Genomic DNA, 18,510 nt, shown 5'->3' on the forward strand with positions numbered 1-18,510 from the left:
TATAATTTGGAATTTAAAGGTAAGACAGTATAGTGCTCTCTTTTGTTACATAATTCACATGATTTCAAACTTATTATCTATAATTTCAGTTTTTATCCGTTGAATTCTGTCTGACCAGTATTCAATCTCTTCAGCTTTATCCGGAAATTCTTCTATTGGTATCTTCTGGCAGTCAGTCAGGGAAACCTGATAATCCTGCAATATTGTTTTCAAGTACATTTGATAGTCCATGGGATTTTTAGGAATATATCCTATTCCATCACAGCCGCATGAATGAAAGCATTTCCCTGTTTTAAAAAGACTTTCTATGATTTTCCATTCTTTGGCTGCTGTCTTTTTAGGAGCCTTAAAGTCTTTTCCAAGGTCAGCCATTATACTTCTGCATTCAGGACACCTTATAACACGGTTTTCCAGTGTGGACACCAATTCTTTTCCCTCTTCTGTATTTGGCAGTTTAAAAAGCCGGCTTTCTTTGCGGTTAACAAAAACGGATCCAATATTTATTGATTTACCATCAGGTCCCTGATATACTTTTTCTTTTTCAATCCTACGTAAGATATCATATACCGCCGGCTGTTTAAATGATTTCCGGCATGTAAAGCAAACATAGTGTGATTTGTAGGTTTTTACTGCGTATCGACACATTCTTGATTTATCTGATTCAAATATAGGAATTTACTCATGAAATGTATTGACATAAAAAGAATTCCGGAGAAAAAAATCCTCCGGAATTCAACAGTTTAAAAGTGTATAGTGTAGTTTATTATTTTTTCTTAGACTTTTCTTTCAGTTCTTCTTTATCTTTATCAGAAGGGTTCCATACTTTCACTTCTGAATCTTTAGTGATATTTGACCCCGGAAGTATCTGGACATTGATTCCATCACTTGCTCCAAGTTTTACATATACTTTCTTAAATTTCCCGTCTTGCTGTTTCACTTCTACAAAAGGGACATCTTTTCCTTGCTTTTTTTCATACTGAACTAAAGACTCATCCAGTAACAATGCATTTTTCTGAGAGCTCAGGACAATTTCACCATTTGCAGAAAAACCTGCTCTAATATACTCATTATTAGGATTACTTACGTTACCTTCTACCGGAAATTTAATAGTTCCTGCATTATCTTTTCCTTTAGGGGCTATCATAGTAAGTTTTCCAGGGAAAGTTTTATTCTGTAATGCTCCAATTACGATATTCATATCCATTCCTTCACTCAGTTTTCCCGCTTGTGCTTCATCAATTTCTCCTTTAAAAATCAAAACATTCAGATCCGCAACCGAGCAGATTGTAGTTCCTGCATTGAAGTTATTTGCTTCAATCACCTGACTTCCTGCCTTTACAGGAACTTCAAGTACGGTACCTGAAGCTTTTGAGCGGATCTCAGTAGTCGCCAGCCCCTGTCCCTTCAGCTCAGGAGTCGCTCCTGTTTTAGCGATCTGCAATCTTTTTTGAGCCGTATTCAATTGCTGTTGGGCATTTTTCAAAGTCTGCTGCTGAGAGAATAACTGCTGCTGAGAATTAAGAAACTCCTGTTTGGAAGCCACCCCCTGCTTATAAAGCTTTTCCTGCATATCAAACTGCTTCTGCATATTTCCCACATTCATCTGTGCATTGCTGATCTGGATCTGTGCATTCTGAACCTCCTGCTGTGCAGCGTTTACCTCAGAGATGCTCGGAACAATCTTTACAGTAGCAATCAGCTGCCCTACTTCTACTTTATCTCCTTCTTTTACTAAGATTTTATCTATGATTCCCGCAATATTGGGTTTAATTTCAATTTCTTCCTTGGGAACAATTTTACCTGTTGCCATGACCTTATCATCCATATTCTGAACGGTAGGCTTACGGGTAAGGAAAGCTTCTCCTTCTTTAGAATTAGATTTGATAAGATAGCCAATCCCTGAGAACAATGCCACTGCAAATAAAAGCCCCAACACTATATAAATGGCTTTTTTCCAAGTGAATTTCTTTTTCATATGTATAGTTTATTTTTTATTAAATAGATTTAAAATTTAAATATTGATTCTCTATATTATTTTTTGCTTTTAAATCTTAAAATGATTTTACTTTCAAATTAATTACTCTGTTCTTAAGGCTTCAATAGGCCTGATTTTTACTGCTCTTTGTGCAGGAATCATTCCGATGATCAATCCTAAAATTACCATGACAGACATGGCAGCAAATACGTTTCCATAGTTGACCGTCGGATTATAAAATGGAAAAGAATCCTGCCCCTGAGTAACAGCATTCAGAATCATCAGCACAAAAATCCCTGACATAAAACCAATTAATCCTGATGAAAGTGTGATCACAACGCTTTCCAGCAAGATCTGATTTCTCACTTCTGACGGCTTTGCTCCTAATGCTCTTCTGATTCCTATTTCTTTGGTTCTTTCCTTTACCGTAATCAAAAGGATATTTGAAATAGCAATGACTCCTGCAAGAATCGTCAGGGTTCCTACGATAATGGTCAGTAGCTGCATTCCTGTAAGAAAGCCCGTCAGTTTTTTAAATTCTTTTCCAAGGTTAAAGCTTCCAAATGCATTGGTATCTTCAGGTGACACTTTATTTTTGGTTTTCAAAGCCTGCTTTACATCTTCTTCTACAGAATTCACATTGGCATTAGGCTTACTTACAATAGCAAACATGTCGATCTGGTCTCCGGCATTATACATTTTCGTATAGGTAGAAAGCGGAATGAAAGCCGTTTGATCATTTTCAAATCCCCCTCCTTTTTTTACACGGAAAACTCCAATTACATTAAAAAACAGTCCTTTAATATTGATGGATTTTCCTATCGGATTTTCTTTTTTCTTGGAATCAAAAAAGTTTTTATAAATCTCTTCTCCGATAACCACTACATTTTTATTTCCGGAAACGTCAGCATCATTGATATAACGTCCAAAAATCAGTTTCTTTTCTGAGATTTTATTTCCTACAGAGTAGTCTCCGGTAAGCGAATAGGTTCCGTTTTTTCCATTCCTTGACATTGCTTCTCCTGGTGTTCCGGTAAAGCTTCCTCTTGCATTCTGCGGCGATATATAATCTATGGCGGTTATTTTCCTTTTCAGCATTTCCATATCGGTTAAATTCAGATGAACTTCTCTTCCTTTCGGGAATCCTTCATAAGGGATAGATGTTTTCTGCGCCCACAGAAATATAGAGTTGGTGGCAAAACCTGAAAATAATTTATCAAAACCATTCTCCATTCCTTTTGCTGCTCCAAGAAGGCTTACATACAAAAACATCCCCCATCCTACGCCGATCATGGTAAGAAATGTGCGGAGTTTATTATTCCTCAATGAGTAATAAATCTCCTGCCAAGTATCTTTTTTAAATATGATATTCACCTTGTTGAATTATAAGTTATAAATTATGAGTTATGAATTTCATTAATCCGTTTATTTTTTCGCCAATTATTCTGTTCTCAAAGCTTCGATCGGTTTAATTCTTGAAGCTCTGTATGCCGGTACAAATCCTGCGATCAATCCTGAGAAAATCAAAGCGATAAATGCCATGATGATGGCGCCCCAACCTACACTTGGGCTTTTAATAAAGAACTCTTCAAGACTGTTTCCGATAAGACTTAAAGTCAAAACGCCTACTCCTACTCCAACAAGTCCGGAAACCACTGTAATCACAACGCTCTCCTGAACAATCAGTCCTACAATTCCGCTTGGTTTTGCACCAATAGCTTTTCGTACGCCAATTTCTTTGGTTCTTTCTTTTACGATATAGACCATAATGTTACTGATTCCAATGATTCCGGCCAGCAATGTTCCCAGTCCGATAAATCCAACAATCGCCGTGAGTACAGCCATAAAGGTGAATGTATCATTCATGTTTTTAGCATTGTTCCAGACACGCACCCCATTTTCATCATCTGGGGAAACATTTTTTCTTGATTTCAGTTTATCTTTAAGCTCATCTCCATACTTAATGGCTTCCTGCGGAGTGAGTTTATCACTGTAGGAGATATAGGCAATATTTACTGTATCAGAACCTTTTTTCATTTGCTGCAAAGTGGTAATAGGTACTGTGATATGTCTCTCATCCCAGTCACCGCCATCATCAGAAAATACACCTACCACCTTAAACATGGTTCCGTTGATATCAAGTTCTTTTCCTACGGGGCTTCCGTTCTTGATCAAATCTCTCTGAACCATTCTCCCGATAACAGCAACATTTTGTTTTCCTTCCAGATCTCTCGGCGTAATATATCGGCCGTCAATCATTTTCCGGTTTTCAATAATCTGCTCACCCGGCTCTGCTCCATGGATTTGATAAATCCCGCTTTCTTTGCCATATTTCACCATTAAACTGGCATTATACCTAGGGCTGGAAGCTCCTACATTCTTTTTGTCAGCATTGATAAGGAAATCATAATCACCATTATTCAACGTAACCGTACGGTCCGACTGTAATCCTTTATAAGCCAATGTCGTTTTTCCTGTAGTAATGGTAATCAGGTTTTTGGCATCACCTGAAAACCCTTCAGAGAAAGCATTCTGAAGCCCTTTTCCAATTCCGAAAAGTACAATGAAAATAAACAGCCCCAAAGCTACCGTAAACCCCGAAAGTACCGTCCTTAGCACATTGCTCCGGATAGAACTGAATATTTCCTGCCAACGATCTAGGTCAAACATAATTTTTATTTTTTTACTTTGTAAAAAAGTCAATTAGCTGCGCTTTCAATTTTCTTCGAAGTCAATTAACTTTGTTGTCAATTTATTCTTCATAAGTCTTTAATTACGAAGCAAAATTCATTTTTACATTTCTAATCTTTTTTCAACATTTTACTTAACAAGATAAATGCTGTTTTTATTAAATTTCCAATTTTTGTTAATTCTTCTATTTTAATATAGTTACATTCTATAACAATATCAAAACAAGAATCCAACTCAATAACCGAACCTCTGGCAATTTCAAAATACCTTTTCCTTTCCAGTTCAGACTTTCTTGAACATCCTTCGGTAATATTTAATACCACTGAAGTAGAAGCTCTCCGTATCTGATCGATTATATTAAATTTTTCATGATCAGGAATTTTAGATAAAATCTTATAACATTCTATTCTTAATTCTCTGGCTGACTGATAAACATCAAGTTTATAATGGTTCAGATTTAAAAACATTTTTATTTTTTTTCATATTCATTTGTGTGTGTTGTAAATTAATTACCATTCTCATTGTAAAATTCACTTGCGAAGCAAAATTGACCATTCACTATTCACCTATAGTACAATCTGCTTAATAAACTCATCACTTTCAATAACCCCGTCCTTCAGCACTACATTTCTTTTGGTCTGTGCAGCTACATCGGGTTCGTGGGTTACAACGATGATTGTCTTTCCTTCATTATTGATATCCTGAAGCAGTTTCATAATATCATGAGTAGTTTTAGAGTCCAATGCTCCGGTAGGTTCATCTGCCAGCACCACTTTTGGATCAGTAATTAAAGCTCTTGCAATAGCTACTCTCTGCTTCTGTCCTCCGGAAAGTTCGCTTGGAAGGTGGTTCGCCCACTGTGCCAATCCTACTTTTTCCAGGTATTCCAGTGCCTTCTGATTTCGCTCTTTCCTCGGTACATTCTGATAATACAGAGGAAGCGCTACATTCTCTAAAGCTGTTTTGTAATTGATAAGATTAAAAGACTGAAAAATAAATCCTAAAAACCGGCTTCTGTATTCTGCAGCTTTTACCTCAGATAAATGTTCAATAGGTACTCCGTCTAACTCATAGGTTCCAGAATCTTTTTCATCCAGAATCCCAATAATATTAAGAAGTGTAGATTTTCCGGAACCGGAACTTCCCATAATAGAAACAAACTCGCCCTCAGAAATATTCAGATTAATTCCTTTGAGAACATGAAGCTTGCTTTTTCCTGTATCGTATGACTTATTTAAATCCTGAATTACTAACATTAAGTGATGTATGTTTTATACCCAATAAGTAGACGATATTTTCAAATTGTTACAAGAATAAAAATTTATTCAAATATTTTTTTGTTTAACAAATTAAACCTTTATTTATAATACTTTACAAAATATTGTTTAACTGTAACTTCCAATTTCCATCTATTTATCCTCAGGATTGCTGTCTAGCCTATTATCCGAGGCTGTTTCATGTAAATGTGGAAAACTTTTCCGGCTAAAAGTCAGCCGATTAGTATTTACCCCTTTCAAAATCAGTTCTTTTTTTCGAACTTTGCTATTAGTTCTTTACAAGAAATATGGATTTGCAAAAGTGAATAACTTCAATTCACAACCCGCAGAAAAACAAAAAGTTAAGTATTTCCGGAACGTTATCCACAAGGATCTAAATTATTTAATTATAAAGATATTTAATATGGGAATTTTTGATAAAAGAGTAAGCTATAAGCCATTTGAATACCCGGAGGTTCTTCAATTTGTAGAAGCCATCAACAAATCGTTCTGGGTACATTCGGAAGTGGACTTTACTGCAGATGTTCAGGATTTTCATTCGCAGTTGGAACCACATGAAAAGCACGCTGTGAAGAATGCGCTGTTAGCCATTGCACAGATCGAGGTGTCTGTAAAGACATTCTGGGGAAATTTATATAACCACTTACCAAAGCCGGAATTCAATGGATTAGGATCTACTTTTGCAGAATGCGAGTTCCGTCATTCTGAAGCATATTCCCGTTTATTAGAGGTTTTAGGATATAATGATGAATTCCTTAACGTCATCGAAATTCCTGCTGTAAAAGGAAGAATCGAATTCCTTGGAAATGCTTTAAAACATGCTAATTCGGCTACTCCTAAGGAGTATGTTTCCGCTTTACTGTTATTCAGTATTTTGGTGGAAAACGTTTCTCTTTTCTCGCAGTTTGCCATCATCCTTTCTTTTACAAGATTCAAAGGGTTTATGAAAAATGTTTCCAATATCATTGCATGGACTTCCGTAGATGAGCAAATTCACGCTAACGCCGGAATTTATCTGATCAACAAAATCCGTGAGGAACAGCCTGACTTGTTAACAGACAGCGATATCGAAGACATTTACACTTTGGTGGATGAATCTATCGCAAGAGAAGGAGACATTCTTAGCTGGATCTTTGAACTGGGAGAAATCGACAACGTTTCTAAAGAAGACCTGTTAAACTTCATGAAATACCGTGTAGATGACAGCTTGAAGAAAATCAACATGAAAACAAAATACAACATTACTCCTGAACAATACAGACCAATGGTATGGTTCGAAGAGGAAGTTTTCGCCAATTCATTAGATGATTTCTTTGCAAAAAGACCTGTTGACTATACCAAGCACGACAAGAGTATTACAGCAAACGATTTGTTCTAATATTGGAGCGCGAGCGAAGCGAGCGTCAAAGCAGTCAGTATCAGGATTACCCTTTGCTGATTAATATGTGGAAATGCTGTTCATGAATAAAGCACAAATACAAAAGAAATGATCAATGTAATAGTAACCTACACGGTAAAACCCGAATTTGTTCCCAATAATAAAACTAATATCCAAAAGTTTCTGGAAGATTTCAAAAATTTAGATTCTTCCACCTTTGAATATAAAGTTTTTGTAAAGGAAGATGGTGTTACATTTGTACATTATTCAAACTACATCAATGAAGAAGTTCAGCATGAGGTTTTGAATGTTCCGTCTTTTAAAGAATTTCAGAGATTAAGAGATGAAAGCGGACTGAACGGTTCCCACAAAGTAGAAATTTTACAATCAATACTATAAAAAAACAAAATTCCGGAGTGATTCTCTCATTCCGGAATTCGAAAATATAACATCTATGGAAGAGCAAAATTCAAATATATGGTGGCTCAATGAAGAGTCTGAGCAAATGCTTAACAGAGGATATCTGTTGAAAGGTGAAACGGTAGACGGAGCGATCGACAGAATTACCACTGCCGCTGCAAAAAGGTTATACAAACCTGAACTTCAACCGGCATTCAAAGAAATGATCACGAAAGGATGGATCAGCTTCTCTTCTCCTGTATGGGCTAATATGGGAACAGAAAGAGGTCTTCCTATCTCATGTTTCAATGTTCACATCCCGGACAGTATTGAAGGAATTACTCACAAAATGGGTGAGGTCATCATGCAGACTAAAATCGGAGGGGGTACTTCAGGATATTTTGGAGAATTGAGAAACAGAGGAACCGCTGTAACGGATAACGGAAAATCTTCAGGTGCAGTTTCATTCATGAAACTTTTCGATACGGCTATGGATGTTGTTTCTCAGGGAGGAGTAAGAAGAGGTGCTTTTGCTGCTTACCTAGATATTGACCACGGAGATATTGAAGAATTTTTATCTATTAAAGATATTGGTAGTCCGATTCAGAACCTGTTTACCGGAGTATGCGTACCGGACTACTGGATGCAGGATATGATTGACGGTGATATGGAAAAACGTAAAGTTTGGGCAAGAGTATTGGAAAGTCGCCAGCAAAAAGGTCTTCCGTATATTTTCTTTACAGACAACGTAAACAGAAATAAACCTCAGGTTTACAAAGATCTAGGAATGACGGTGAATGCAAGTAATCTTTGTTCTGAAATCATGCTTCCATCCACAATGGAAGAATCTTTCATCTGCTGTCTGTCTTCCATGAACCTTGAATTGTATGATGAGTGGAAAGATACAGATGCCGTAAAATTAGCCGTATACTTCCTTGATGCTGTATTATCCGAATTTATTGACAAAACTGAAGGTAACTATTACCTGCAGGGTGCCAGAAACTTCGCGATGCGTCACAGAGCTCTTGGATTAGGAGTTTTAGGATATCATTCTTATTTACAGAAAAATATGATTCCGTTTGAAAGCTTTGAGGCGACTCAGTTCAACGCAAGAGCATTCAGACATATCAAAGAACAGGCTGAGCAGGCTTCAAGAGAACTTGCGAACATCTATGGAGAGCCGGAAGTATTGAAAGGATATGGATTGAGAAACACCACAACAATGGCTATTGCTCCTACCACTTCAAGTTCTGCAATCTTAGGACAGACTTCTCCTGGAATTGAGCCTTTCTCTTCTAACTATTATAAAGCAGGTCTTGCCAAAGGAAACTTTATGCGTAAGAACAAATATCTTGCACAGCTATTGAAAGAAAAAGGGCTGGATAACGAAGAAACATGGAGAACCATCATGCTCAACCATGGATCGGTACAGCACCTGAACGAGCTTACTCCTGAAGAAAAGGCAGTATTCAAAACGTTCAAAGAAATCTCTCCGATGGAGATTATCTCTCAGGCAGCACAGAGACAGCAATACATTGACCAGGCACAGTCACTGAATCTTCAGATTCCTTCTACAATGCCTGTAAAAGATGTTAACTATCTTTATATTGAAGCATGGAAAAAAGGCGTAAAAACGCTTTACTACCAGAGAAGTTCATCGGTTTCAAAAGAAATGATGGTTAACTTCGTATCATGCTCAAGCTGCGAGGCATAGGACCAAGTAATAAACACGCTATATTTACAAAAGCATACTGAAAGGTGTGCTTTTGTCGTTTTATAACATAATAGGTTGGGATGAGGTCAGTTTAATTTGTTCGTCCGCGGATTACACAGATTTTTACAGATCTTCCTATGGTATTAATAAGTTTTGGCTAAAGCCAATGGATATTATGGCTTATTTTATGAAAACGGGCTAAAGCCCGTTCCTATTGAATAGCTATCATTTGTATGAGTTTTAATTAACCATAGATTACGCAGATTTCCGCAGATGATTGCATTAATTTATCTAATTGATGGTAAAGATAAATTGCAATTTCTGTATCAGCGATCTATAATTCATGAATTATCATTTATAAAAAGGTCCGGAAAGAAAATCCGGACCTTTGAAAAAGAATTATGAAGTAAAATGTAAAAGCGTAATTAAAAATTATATCGGATACCCAGCTGAGCCTGGAACCTTGATGCAAACTGATCAATGGTATAAGGCAGTCCCGGTGTTTTGAAATTATATGTAGGATCTCCGGCAGAAGGCTGTCCTGATGCTATATTCCCAACTTTTGTCAATCCTACACTTGCTGTGGAGTTGAAGGTATTAGGTACAAAATATACTTTTCCCCAATCTTTATTCAGCAGATTGGTAAAATTGATGATACTCAATGAGATCTGTATATTATTCTTAGATTTCTTGCTCAGCCTGATTTCATCCATGATTCTGATATCCGCCTGAATATTCCATGGAGTAACATCGCCGTTTCTCTCTGTAAATTTACCTCGTCTGGATTTCAGATAGTCATTACTGTTGACAAAGCTTTCATAATCTGCGATCTGCTGCTGAGCAGTTACCACTACATTTCCTGCTGCATCTTTTATAGGAACAATATATTTGGCAGCTTCTGCAGCATCTTTAAAGATATATGCAAGCCCTGCAGCCTGTCCGGTATTGGCAATTGTACTGTTCACAAACCCCCATGAAAAAGGATTTCCGGATTGGGCATTGAAATACACATTGGTGGATAACCTGTTCATATCAGAAATGTTAAAGGCATATCCAAGATTGGCTACCACTCTGTTTTTGATAGCGAAATTGGAGGTGGTCAGTTTCGGATCATTAGGTGTAAGAGACTGATTCATCTGCCAGTTACTTTCCATCGAGTTTCTGATACCATTGGTGATATCTTTAGCATCTCCGTAAGTATAGGCTACAAAAAAATTAAATCCGAAATCATATGATTTTGAAAGCTGTGCCGTCAGATTATAGCGATACCCTTCTTTGGTATTGGACAAAAGATAGGCATTGGAAAAATTACTGTTAATATTTGTCGTATAGATTGGCATTTCATGATTCACATCATAGCTGTAATAATTAACATTGTCTGTTTTGTTTACCTGCTGGAATTTCAGATCATAAAGTACCTTTGTATAAATACCTTCCAATGTCAGTTTGTACCCGGCCAGTGTATAATCAAAAGCTAATGAGCTTCTCCATACCCTTGGCATTTTAAAATTATTATCAATAAGGTCTACCTGTACTTTTGAAGAGTTCTGCCATTTAGGGAAATTGGAACTGTTCAATGGATCTCCGTTGGCAGCAAGCTGTGCCGCTGTTGGTCCGTTGTAGTCATAACTTCCGAAACCTACTCCGTCGTTGTAATAAGCATATCCCAGCCATGCAAAAGGAATTCTCCCCACAAAAATACCTGATCCACCTCTTAACACCATCGATCTGTTCTCTGTAAGATCAATGGTAAATCCAAGTCTTGGAGAAAATGTCGGCTTGTTCAGATAGTTATTAGTAAGCTGGCTCAATGGAGTATAGTTATAGGTATTTCCGTAATTCGGATCCTGAGGGGAATTGGTTACCAATGGACTCAACTGTGGTTTATTCGGTAAATCTGTATAATCCACTCTAACTCCCGGTGACAGTCTCACTCTGCCCCAGTTGATTTCATCCTGAAGATATAAGGAAAGGAGATTTACTTTATATTGAGCATAAGGATTATCAAAAAGTGTCTGTCTACTGTCTCCGTTAAAAGGATAAGTACCTCTTATCCTGGCCGGTGTCCCATTATAAAAGTCAGTCAGGTTTTTATAGGAAATTCTTCCGTTCAGGGCATTTACAAAACCGTAGTTGATATTATACAGCTCATTGTGAGTTCCCAAAAGGAAGGTATGATTTCCTTTTTTATAAGTAAGGTTGTCGGTGATTTCAAAAGTTTTCTGTTTCATATTGAAAACGGTGGCTTCTCTGTCATTTCCCAACAGGATAGTTCCGCCATTGTAAGCAATTTCCACCTGAGGAAACATTGCGTTACCGGAAGTGGGGTCTCTGTAATCATGAATCGAAGAATATCCCAGTACCAGATTATTGCTCCACTGGTCATTGAAGCGGCTTTTTAATTCAAGTGTTGTAGTGGAAGCTGTATTTTTCTGAACGAAATCCATGCTGGAGAATCTGAAGTTGGCCCCGTCTCTTTCCAGGTTGGATGCCTGTGAAAATACCGTATTGTTTTTAATGGACAATGTATGTCTGTCATTAATTTTCCAATCCAGCTTATTGAAAAGCTTTGAACTTTCTGAAAAGTTATTGTACTGGTTAAAGCTTCCTACATTGAAGCCATATTTATTGCGTACAAAATCAGAAATCTGCTGGGCTACCTGTTCGTTCACCAGTGCTCCCGGATCGTTGGCATTATAGAATACAGGATCCGTTCTTTTGGTATATTCCAAGTTGGTAAACAGGAATACTTTATCCCTTACAATTGGCAGTCCTACTCTTCCCCCATAGATAAAATCTTCAAAATCCTTCGGCATTTTAGAATTGTCTCCCACTCTGTTTCTTCCTGTTATCGCAGCATTTCTTCCATATGCATAGACAGAACCTGTAACATCATTGCTTCCGCTTCGGGTTACCGCATTGATACTTCCTCCAAGGAAATTTCCCAGTTTCACATCATAAGGAGCAATATACACCTGCACATCCTGAATAGCATCCAGGCTTATAGAATTGGATCGGGTACTGCTTCCGGGCATTCCGGAAGTTCCTGTCTGTCCTCCCAATGAAGGGCTGAAACCAATTGCATCATTATTGATAGAACCGTCAATCGTTACGTTATTATAACGGAAATTGGTTCCGTTGAAAGAATTGTTGGCACTCTGGGGAACCAGTTTAGTGACATCCTGGATACCACGATTGATATTTGGCAGCCCGGAAATCTGAGCCTGGCTGATTCCTACCCCATATTTTGCAGTCGTTTTTTTGGAGGTAATTTTCACCTCGTCAATTGTTTTTTCTTTATTTCCTATTTCTACTACGGGCAGATCATTATTTCCCAAGGAAAGCTGCAGGTTCGGGTTCTCATAAATAACCTGTGCCCCATCTGATATTTCAATTTTATAAGGTCCTCCAGGCTGAAGATTATCTAAGCTGAACTGCCCTTTGCTGTTACTTTTCGTTTCAAAGGTACTGTTGGTAGGAATATGCACTACCTTTACCGTAACTTCGGAAGAAATTCCCTTTAATCTTCCAAAAATTTTAGAGCTGGTTTCCTGTGAAAATGCAAACCCAAAAGATAACAGGGCAAAAGCACAGATGATTTTTTTCTTCATATTTTTATTCGCTATAAACTTGGTGTAAAATTAGATCTCCTAAATATGAAGTGTGGTAACATAAAATTAACATTACGTAACAGAATGTTTAATATTTCCTTAAAAAAAACTTAATAAGAAGATAGTATCATCCTCACGAAATTTTCTACAGAAAATAAAGAATCTTCTGTTTACAAGACTTTACAAGCATATACTCTCTTATGAAGAGCATCCGGAAAAGAATATATTTCCTCAAAGTCATTGTGAAACCAACCAATTTATCCATCAGTTACTTTCCCTGAAAATCATGAAATGCTCTGGGATTTTTGGTTTATATTTGTGTTTATTGTTTAATACCAAAACTACAGATATGAAATTCGGACAAGTAGAAGACCCTTCTAAAATAAATTTCACATTACCTAAAGACCATCCCAGAACAAAGGAGATTCTGGCTCTTAATAAAAAGGGATTGGAAAATATTTCTATTGGATGTGCTAAATGGAATAAGACTGACCTTAAAGGATTTTATCCTAAAGGAACCAAAGATGAGTTGACGTATTACGCCACTCAGTTTAATTCTATAGAGCTCAATGCTACTTTCTATGGAATGCCTACTCCTGACCAGGTAAAAACATGGAAAGAGAAAACTCCTGAAAACTTTAAATTCTTTCCAAAGATCACCAATACCGTTTCTCATTTCAGAAGATTAATTGATGTGACAGATCCGGTGACTCATTTTGCTTCCGCCGTGATCAATTTTGATGAAAAGCTGGGAATGGCTTTTCTTCAGCTTCATGATAATTTTAAACCTAAAGATTATGACAGACTGGAAAAGTTTGTAAAAGAATGGCCTAAAGAAGTCCCATTAGCTATAGAACTCCGAAATACAGAATGGTTTACCGACGAGGAAATTCTTAATACAACATGTGAACTTTTTGAAGCCTATAATATTACCAACATTATCGTAGATACTGCAGGAAGAAGAGATATGCTTCATATGCGTCTTACTACTCCAAATGCATTCATACGTTATGTAGGTGCCAATGCAGAAAGTGATTATGAAAGGCTGGATGATTGGTTGAAACACCTCACAAAATGGAAAAAAGAAGGTCTTCAGAATCTTTACTTTTTTGTACACCAGAATATTGAAAAAGCCTCACCTTTATTATCTGCCTATTTTATAAAGAAAATAAACGAAGAATGGAATACTGATATACATGTTCCCCAAATGGCAACAGAAAGTACAGGAACGCTGTTCTGAATGACAGAAACAAAACATTAAACAGCTTTATTTATTTTCTTTAAAAATAGCTGAAAATTCCTTTTCGTAACAAAAAAAATCGTAAATTAGAGTATAGTGTATTTCACTAAACATTATATTTTAAAACATAAATCATGGAAAAGGAAATTTGTACAATCAGTATTGCCAATAACTGGCTTGGTGATGAATATGTTTTTTATGAAAACCACACCATAAAAAGAGTATATGACAACCACAGTCTGAATTCCAATAAGTCTGAATGGCTAGAGCCTAAAGAAATCAGTAAGCAGAATAAGGATAAACTTATCAAATCATGCCCCGAAGAATTTAAAGAACGGATTATGCAGATTCTGGATTATCCTTAATAAAAAAGGTAATGAGCTTTTTATACTCATTACCTTTTTTATTTATTTTTTCTCATAAGCAATACCAGATTAAGAAACAGAAGCAGGAAATCCAGTGTAATCCATATCCCTAGCTTTGTATTCTCATAATTATAGGAATCAACCTGTTTTTTGGCTGCTTCAGAAAGCTTCATACTTTGGTTGATATAATTCTGTACTTCTACAATCTGGTCAATATTTTTATTCGGTACGGAATGCTGAGAAAAATATACGAGATTCTTCTTTCCAAGATATCCTACAATCCAGTATTCATCAGACTTATCCATTTTCAGATATTCTATCCTGTAATATTCAGGACGTATTTTCCCGATATGCTTGGGTTCAAGAGTTGAGGTTTTATCGTTTTTATTGACATTAATGAGATAAAAATCCAACGTTTGGGGAAGCTTATTGATCACTTGCAGCCCCACAGAATTATCTACAAATGCCACAGCACTTTTCTTGATAAACCAATAGGTAAACACAGAAATTGAAAAAACCACTGTCACAACCCGAAACAGCTTCGCCCACTTTGCCATCCTTCCTGACGTAACCTTAAACAGGATCAAAGAAACAACAGAAGCAAGGAATATTATAAAAATAATGAGTGTCATATTCTGCAAAGATACTTCTTCTCTATATTTTATCTATAACGGTGACCAATTTTCTAGTCCACATTCCATTCTTTATAAAACTGGTCGAGGAAATTCAGCATATAATCATGTCTTTCTTCGGCCATTTTCTTTCCTTTTTCGGTGTTCATCATATCTTTCAGAAGCAATAGTTTTTCATAGAAATGATTAATGGTTGTCCCATTCGATTTTTTATATTCTTCTTTTGACATTCCAAGTTTTGGCTTTATATCCGGATGATACATCAGATTATTCTTAAAGCCTCCGAAATTGAATGTTCTGGCAATTCCGATAGCTCCTATCGCATCAATACGGTCGGCGTCCTGTACAATCTGAAGCTCAATAGGTGGATTGGTTGGAGCCTGGTCTCTGTTTTTAAATGAAATATTCTCAATTACAAACAAAACCTTCTGTATGGTTTCTTCCGGAACATTCTGCTCTTCAAGAAATGCTCTGGATATTTTGGGAGCAATAGTTTCATCACCATTATGAAATTTAGGATCTGCAATATCATGAAGAAGTGCAGATAATTCTACTACCTCTTTGTCACAATCCTCTGTTTCTGCAATTTGAGCAGCCAGTTTCCATACTCTCTCAATATGGAACCAGTCATGTCCTGCTTCTGCTCCCTCTAATTTTTCTTTTACAAATGCTACGGTGTTATCAATCGTACTTTTCATTTATCTGTCAGTTCATTTAAAATAATATCCCAGAGTTTACTGTTGTAGCTTCTGAAAAAATTGATATGCCCTATTTCCTTTTTATCAGATTCAGAAACGGCAACCAGCCTGTAAGTAGGTTTAAGATTGGGATAGGTATTATTCAACAAGCTTAATACTCCTTTTTCTGTCAGCCATATGTCGTCTTCAGCACGGATTACAAATACTTTCTGTGTCAGCTTCTCTGAAAAGTTATCAATTTTCTCCAACAGTCTGTTGGTTGATTTCTTGTTTAAAATTAAGGTTCTCCAGTCATATGCGCAATTTTTTGGCAGACTTTCTCCCAATCCAAACCAATGTGCGGGAAAATACCCTAACAGTGAAGTAGTTAATGGCTGGGCAATTCCAAAACCTAAATATGCTTCAACTTTTGTTATTCCTTTAAGGTTTCCGACAAAAGCATTTTGTGTTCCTACAAACACCAATTCTTCAAACATTTCAGAATCCTCATTCATTCCCAGAATTAATGCTCCTACAGAATGGCCTAAGCAGTATTTTTTTAAATCATTAAAGTTGGCCTTGATATATTGTGTTATAGCTTTATAATCTTTTGAACCCCATAGTCTCATTGAGCCATGGAATCCTCTCATGCTTTTTGGTTTAGACAGTCCTATTCCTCTGTAATCATAAGTAATTACCGTAAATCCTTGCTCTGAAAAGTAAGTTGCAAAGGAAAAATACACCTGCTGCTTTACACCTGTTGCAGAATTGATCAGCAATAGCTTCCCATTATCTTTTTCGGGTTTAAACAAATGGACTGTCAGGGCAACCTGGTCTTCTGTGGTCAATATTAGTTTTTCCATAGTATAAAAGAAAAAATCCACTATAAAAGTGGACATTTTACTTATATTTTTATGTTAAGTTTCAGACTTTTGATATGTCGTAAATAGCTTTAAGAAAAGAAATCTGAAATTCGTGGAAGCCCTGTCTGCGAACCTTTGCCTCCTGAAACTCTTGAGGAAACTTCATTTCCGAATTTCACACATTCCTCAATAGAGTTTCCATGACAAAGTGCTATGGCAAATCCTGAAGTAAAGGCATCCCCCATCCCCATTTTATAAACGGTTTCATCCTTATCATTTCTGTAATATTTCATCTCAGTACCGTCAAAATAAATGGTAGAATTGGTATCATCCCTTACAAAAACCTTATTGAAATATTTTTTAAGGACTTCTTCTCTTTTTTCTTCTCCGAAAATAATATATAATTCGTTGCTTTTAGCCACGATAAAATCAACTTTTTCCAAAATATCTTCACTTACTCTCATGGCAGGAGAAGCATACAATCCTACTTTTTTTCCGTACTGTTTGGCTTTTTTCACGGTATGCTCTACGACTTCCATAGAAACCTCCAGCTGTACCAGCACAAGATCTGTAGTATGAAAATATTTGTCTGCTTCGTCTATATGCGATTTACGAAGATATTTATTGGCTGCAGGTACCACAACGATAGCAGCACTTCCGTGAGAAGTTGTCACATACGCTGTCCCCGTAGCCTCCTTATCGGTTTCATGAACAAAACCTACATTCACATTTTCACTCACCAGATTTCTCATGATCTGCTGGCCAAGAGGATCCATCCCTACACATCCGATGAAGTATACACTAGCTCCTAATCTGGAGGTTCCTACCGCCTGATTAGCTCCTTTACCACCAAAATAACTGTCTGACTTAACGGCCAAAACCGTTTCGTTAGGCAAAGGAAGTTTTTCGGTTTCAAGAACCAGATCTATGGATGAGCTGCCCACAACAATAATACGGGGCTGTTCTGACGAGAAATTCATTGTGTTTTGTATTAGCTTTAAAGTTTATACCTGATAAAATTAAGTCTCTAAAATAACTAATTTTAATTTAACTTATTTCTATAAATTCAGTAATTATTTTTACCGGCTGCTGATCTTTGTTATAAGCTATATAACTGGCATAAAATCCTTCTCCATATCCTGTTTCAAAAGCAAAGATCGTCCCCGGGTGTTCCTTTGCAGGTTTCAGAAAGGCATACTGATCTATGGCTCCGTTTTCATCAAAGAAGTAATCATGAAAAAATTCTTCGTAGATTCCCATAAAATCACCTCCTTTATTCTGATACAATCTCTGTTCAAGTTCATTGAGACTGTTTTGGGTATCAACATCCATAAAACATCCCATTCCACTTTCTACAGGATATCCAAAAACTTCCCCTTCCTCCAGATCTCTTATTTTCTGCCCTGACGTGGTTGCCAGTTTCCACTCTTTAACTTCAGAATTACTGAATATGATCTCTGCATAGGCCACGCAGTTACTTTCCCGTTCTTTGTGCAGCATTACAGAAAAGTCTCCTTTGGGGAATTCTGTAGTGAAAGGAAGCATATCATTGGTGATCAACGGATCGCAGGCAACCAGCTTCCCACTGGAAAGATAAATTTTCCCTACTTCAAAACTTTCCAGCAACGGACTTTCTACAAAGTCTTTCGAGAATAGCTTTTTTATGTTTTCTATATGTGTCATTTTTA

Annotated in this window: 17 protein-coding genes; 5 read left to right on the plus strand and 12 right to left on the minus strand. The window is 36.8% G+C overall.

What is annotated here, in order from left to right; all coding sequences use genetic code 11:
* Positions 1–54: 54 nt before the first annotated feature.
* The 6 genes from AC3FI7_RS11395 to AC3FI7_RS11420 form a co-directional block, all read right to left on the minus strand.
* Entirely contained in the window at positions 55–645 is a 591-nt protein-coding gene (locus AC3FI7_RS11395; protein ID WP_491462052.1) for a hypothetical protein, read from the minus strand.
* A gap of 118 nt (positions 646–763) precedes the next feature.
* A complete protein-coding gene (locus AC3FI7_RS11400) occupies positions 764–1,975 on the minus strand; it encodes an efflux RND transporter periplasmic adaptor subunit (protein WP_291898992.1) in 1,212 nt (403 codons plus the stop codon).
* 102 nt (positions 1,976–2,077) lie between these two features.
* A complete protein-coding gene (locus AC3FI7_RS11405; RefSeq protein ID WP_491462053.1) occupies positions 2,078–3,349 on the minus strand; it encodes an ABC transporter permease in 1,272 nt (423 codons plus the stop codon).
* A gap of 66 nt (positions 3,350–3,415) precedes the next feature.
* Positions 3,416–4,645 (minus strand): ABC transporter permease, encoded by a 1,230-nt coding sequence (locus AC3FI7_RS11410; protein WP_142724886.1) that lies wholly within the window; start codon positions 4,643–4,645, stop codon positions 3,416–3,418.
* 131 nt (positions 4,646–4,776) lie between these two features.
* Positions 4,777–5,133 (minus strand): four helix bundle protein, encoded by a 357-nt coding sequence (locus tag AC3FI7_RS11415; protein WP_062673974.1) that lies wholly within the window; start codon positions 5,131–5,133, stop codon positions 4,777–4,779.
* A 99-nt stretch (positions 5,134–5,232) separates the two neighbouring features.
* Positions 5,233–5,922: an ABC transporter ATP-binding protein gene (locus AC3FI7_RS11420; protein WP_142724888.1), complete on the minus strand. Its 690-nt coding sequence runs from the start codon at positions 5,920–5,922 to the stop codon at positions 5,233–5,235.
* A gap of 424 nt (positions 5,923–6,346) precedes the next feature.
* Between AC3FI7_RS11420 and AC3FI7_RS11425 the strand changes: the two genes are divergently transcribed.
* The 3 genes from AC3FI7_RS11425 (at position 6,347) to AC3FI7_RS11435 (ending at position 9,434) form a co-directional block, all read left to right on the plus strand.
* Positions 6,347–7,321 (plus strand): ribonucleotide-diphosphate reductase subunit beta, encoded by a 975-nt coding sequence (locus AC3FI7_RS11425; protein WP_062674779.1) that lies wholly within the window; start codon positions 6,347–6,349, stop codon positions 7,319–7,321.
* 108 nt (positions 7,322–7,429) lie between these two features.
* Positions 7,430–7,720: a hypothetical protein gene (locus AC3FI7_RS11430; protein WP_142724889.1), complete on the plus strand. Its 291-nt coding sequence runs from the start codon at positions 7,430–7,432 to the stop codon at positions 7,718–7,720.
* A gap of 55 nt (positions 7,721–7,775) precedes the next feature.
* Positions 7,776–9,434 (plus strand): ribonucleoside-diphosphate reductase subunit alpha, encoded by a 1,659-nt coding sequence (locus AC3FI7_RS11435; RefSeq protein WP_062673967.1) that lies wholly within the window; start codon positions 7,776–7,778, stop codon positions 9,432–9,434.
* Between the two features lie 425 nt (positions 9,435–9,859).
* On the opposite strand, the gene AC3FI7_RS11440 is transcribed toward AC3FI7_RS11435, so the two are convergent.
* Positions 9,860–13,045 (minus strand): TonB-dependent receptor, encoded by a 3,186-nt coding sequence (locus tag AC3FI7_RS11440; RefSeq protein WP_343659522.1) that lies wholly within the window; start codon positions 13,043–13,045, stop codon positions 9,860–9,862.
* 349 nt (positions 13,046–13,394) lie between these two features.
* Between AC3FI7_RS11440 and AC3FI7_RS11445 the strand changes: the two genes are divergently transcribed.
* Complete coding sequence (locus AC3FI7_RS11445; protein ID WP_142724891.1) at positions 13,395–14,285, plus strand: DUF72 domain-containing protein; 891 nt, start codon at positions 13,395–13,397, stop codon at positions 14,283–14,285.
* Positions 14,286–14,419: 134 nt separating this feature from the next.
* Positions 14,420–14,650 (plus strand): hypothetical protein, encoded by a 231-nt coding sequence (locus AC3FI7_RS11450; protein WP_142724892.1) that lies wholly within the window; start codon positions 14,420–14,422, stop codon positions 14,648–14,650.
* A gap of 38 nt (positions 14,651–14,688) precedes the next feature.
* On the opposite strand, the gene AC3FI7_RS11455 is transcribed toward AC3FI7_RS11450, so the two are convergent.
* The 5 genes from AC3FI7_RS11455 to AC3FI7_RS11475 form a co-directional block, all read right to left on the minus strand.
* On the minus strand, positions 14,689–15,282 hold the full coding sequence (locus AC3FI7_RS11455; protein WP_142724893.1) for a hypothetical protein: 594 nt from the start codon (positions 15,280–15,282) through the stop codon (positions 14,689–14,691).
* A 53-nt stretch (positions 15,283–15,335) separates the two neighbouring features.
* A complete protein-coding gene (locus AC3FI7_RS11460; protein WP_291899015.1) occupies positions 15,336–15,980 on the minus strand; it encodes an HD domain-containing protein in 645 nt (214 codons plus the stop codon).
* Entirely contained in the window at positions 15,977–16,822 is an 846-nt protein-coding gene (locus AC3FI7_RS11465) for an alpha/beta hydrolase family protein (RefSeq protein WP_491462054.1), read from the minus strand. Before AC3FI7_RS11465 ends, AC3FI7_RS11460 begins: the two co-directional genes overlap by 4 nt.
* Before the next feature lie 89 nt (positions 16,823–16,911).
* Positions 16,912–17,802, minus strand: coding sequence for a ribokinase (locus tag AC3FI7_RS11470; protein WP_343659526.1), 891 nt, complete (start codon positions 17,800–17,802; stop codon positions 16,912–16,914).
* 67 nt (positions 17,803–17,869) lie between these two features.
* Positions 17,870–18,505, minus strand: a complete 636-nt coding sequence (locus AC3FI7_RS11475) for a DUF4241 domain-containing protein (RefSeq protein ID WP_491462055.1) — start codon at positions 18,503–18,505, stop codon at positions 17,870–17,872.
* Positions 18,506–18,510 lie beyond the last annotated feature (5 nt).

This window comes from Chryseobacterium sp. TQ-BC-N36 (assembly GCF_058382295.1).

What these genes read in the sequence shown, in the direction of transcription:
- AC3FI7_RS11395 (WP_491462052.1), bottom strand. Translation starts at nt 645, where the DNA reads ATGTGTCGATACGCAGTAAAAACCTACAAATCACACTATGTTTGCTTT.
- AC3FI7_RS11400 (WP_291898992.1), bottom strand. Translation starts at nt 1,975, where the DNA reads ATGAAAAAGAAATTCACTTGGAAAAAAGCCATTTATATAGTGTTGGGG.
- AC3FI7_RS11410 (WP_142724886.1), bottom strand. Translation starts at nt 4,645, where the DNA reads ATGTTTGACCTAGATCGTTGGCAGGAAATATTCAGTTCTATCCGGAGC.
- AC3FI7_RS11415 (WP_062673974.1), bottom strand. Translation starts at nt 5,133, where the DNA reads ATGTTTTTAAATCTGAACCATTATAAACTTGATGTTTATCAGTCAGCC.
- AC3FI7_RS11420 (WP_142724888.1), bottom strand. Translation starts at nt 5,922, where the DNA reads ATGTTAGTAATTCAGGATTTAAATAAGTCATACGATACAGGAAAAAGC.
- AC3FI7_RS11425 (WP_062674779.1), top strand. Translation starts at nt 6,347, where the DNA reads ATGGGAATTTTTGATAAAAGAGTAAGCTATAAGCCATTTGAATACCCG.
- AC3FI7_RS11430 (WP_142724889.1), top strand. Translation starts at nt 7,430, where the DNA reads ATGATCAATGTAATAGTAACCTACACGGTAAAACCCGAATTTGTTCCC.
- AC3FI7_RS11435 (WP_062673967.1), top strand. Translation starts at nt 7,776, where the DNA reads ATGGAAGAGCAAAATTCAAATATATGGTGGCTCAATGAAGAGTCTGAG.
- AC3FI7_RS11440 (WP_343659522.1), bottom strand. Translation starts at nt 13,045, where the DNA reads ATGAAGAAAAAAATCATCTGTGCTTTTGCCCTGTTATCTTTTGGGTTT.
- AC3FI7_RS11445 (WP_142724891.1), top strand. Translation starts at nt 13,395, where the DNA reads ATGAAATTCGGACAAGTAGAAGACCCTTCTAAAATAAATTTCACATTA.
- AC3FI7_RS11450 (WP_142724892.1), top strand. Translation starts at nt 14,420, where the DNA reads ATGGAAAAGGAAATTTGTACAATCAGTATTGCCAATAACTGGCTTGGT.
- AC3FI7_RS11455 (WP_142724893.1), bottom strand. Translation starts at nt 15,282, where the DNA reads ATGACACTCATTATTTTTATAATATTCCTTGCTTCTGTTGTTTCTTTG.
- AC3FI7_RS11460 (WP_291899015.1), bottom strand. Translation starts at nt 15,980, where the DNA reads ATGAAAAGTACGATTGATAACACCGTAGCATTTGTAAAAGAAAAATTA.
- AC3FI7_RS11465 (WP_491462054.1), bottom strand. Translation starts at nt 16,822, where the DNA reads ATGGAAAAACTAATATTGACCACAGAAGACCAGGTTGCCCTGACAGTC.
- AC3FI7_RS11470 (WP_343659526.1), bottom strand. Translation starts at nt 17,802, where the DNA reads ATGAATTTCTCGTCAGAACAGCCCCGTATTATTGTTGTGGGCAGCTCA.
- AC3FI7_RS11475 (WP_491462055.1), bottom strand. Translation starts at nt 18,505, where the DNA reads ATGACACATATAGAAAACATAAAAAAGCTATTCTCGAAAGACTTTGTA.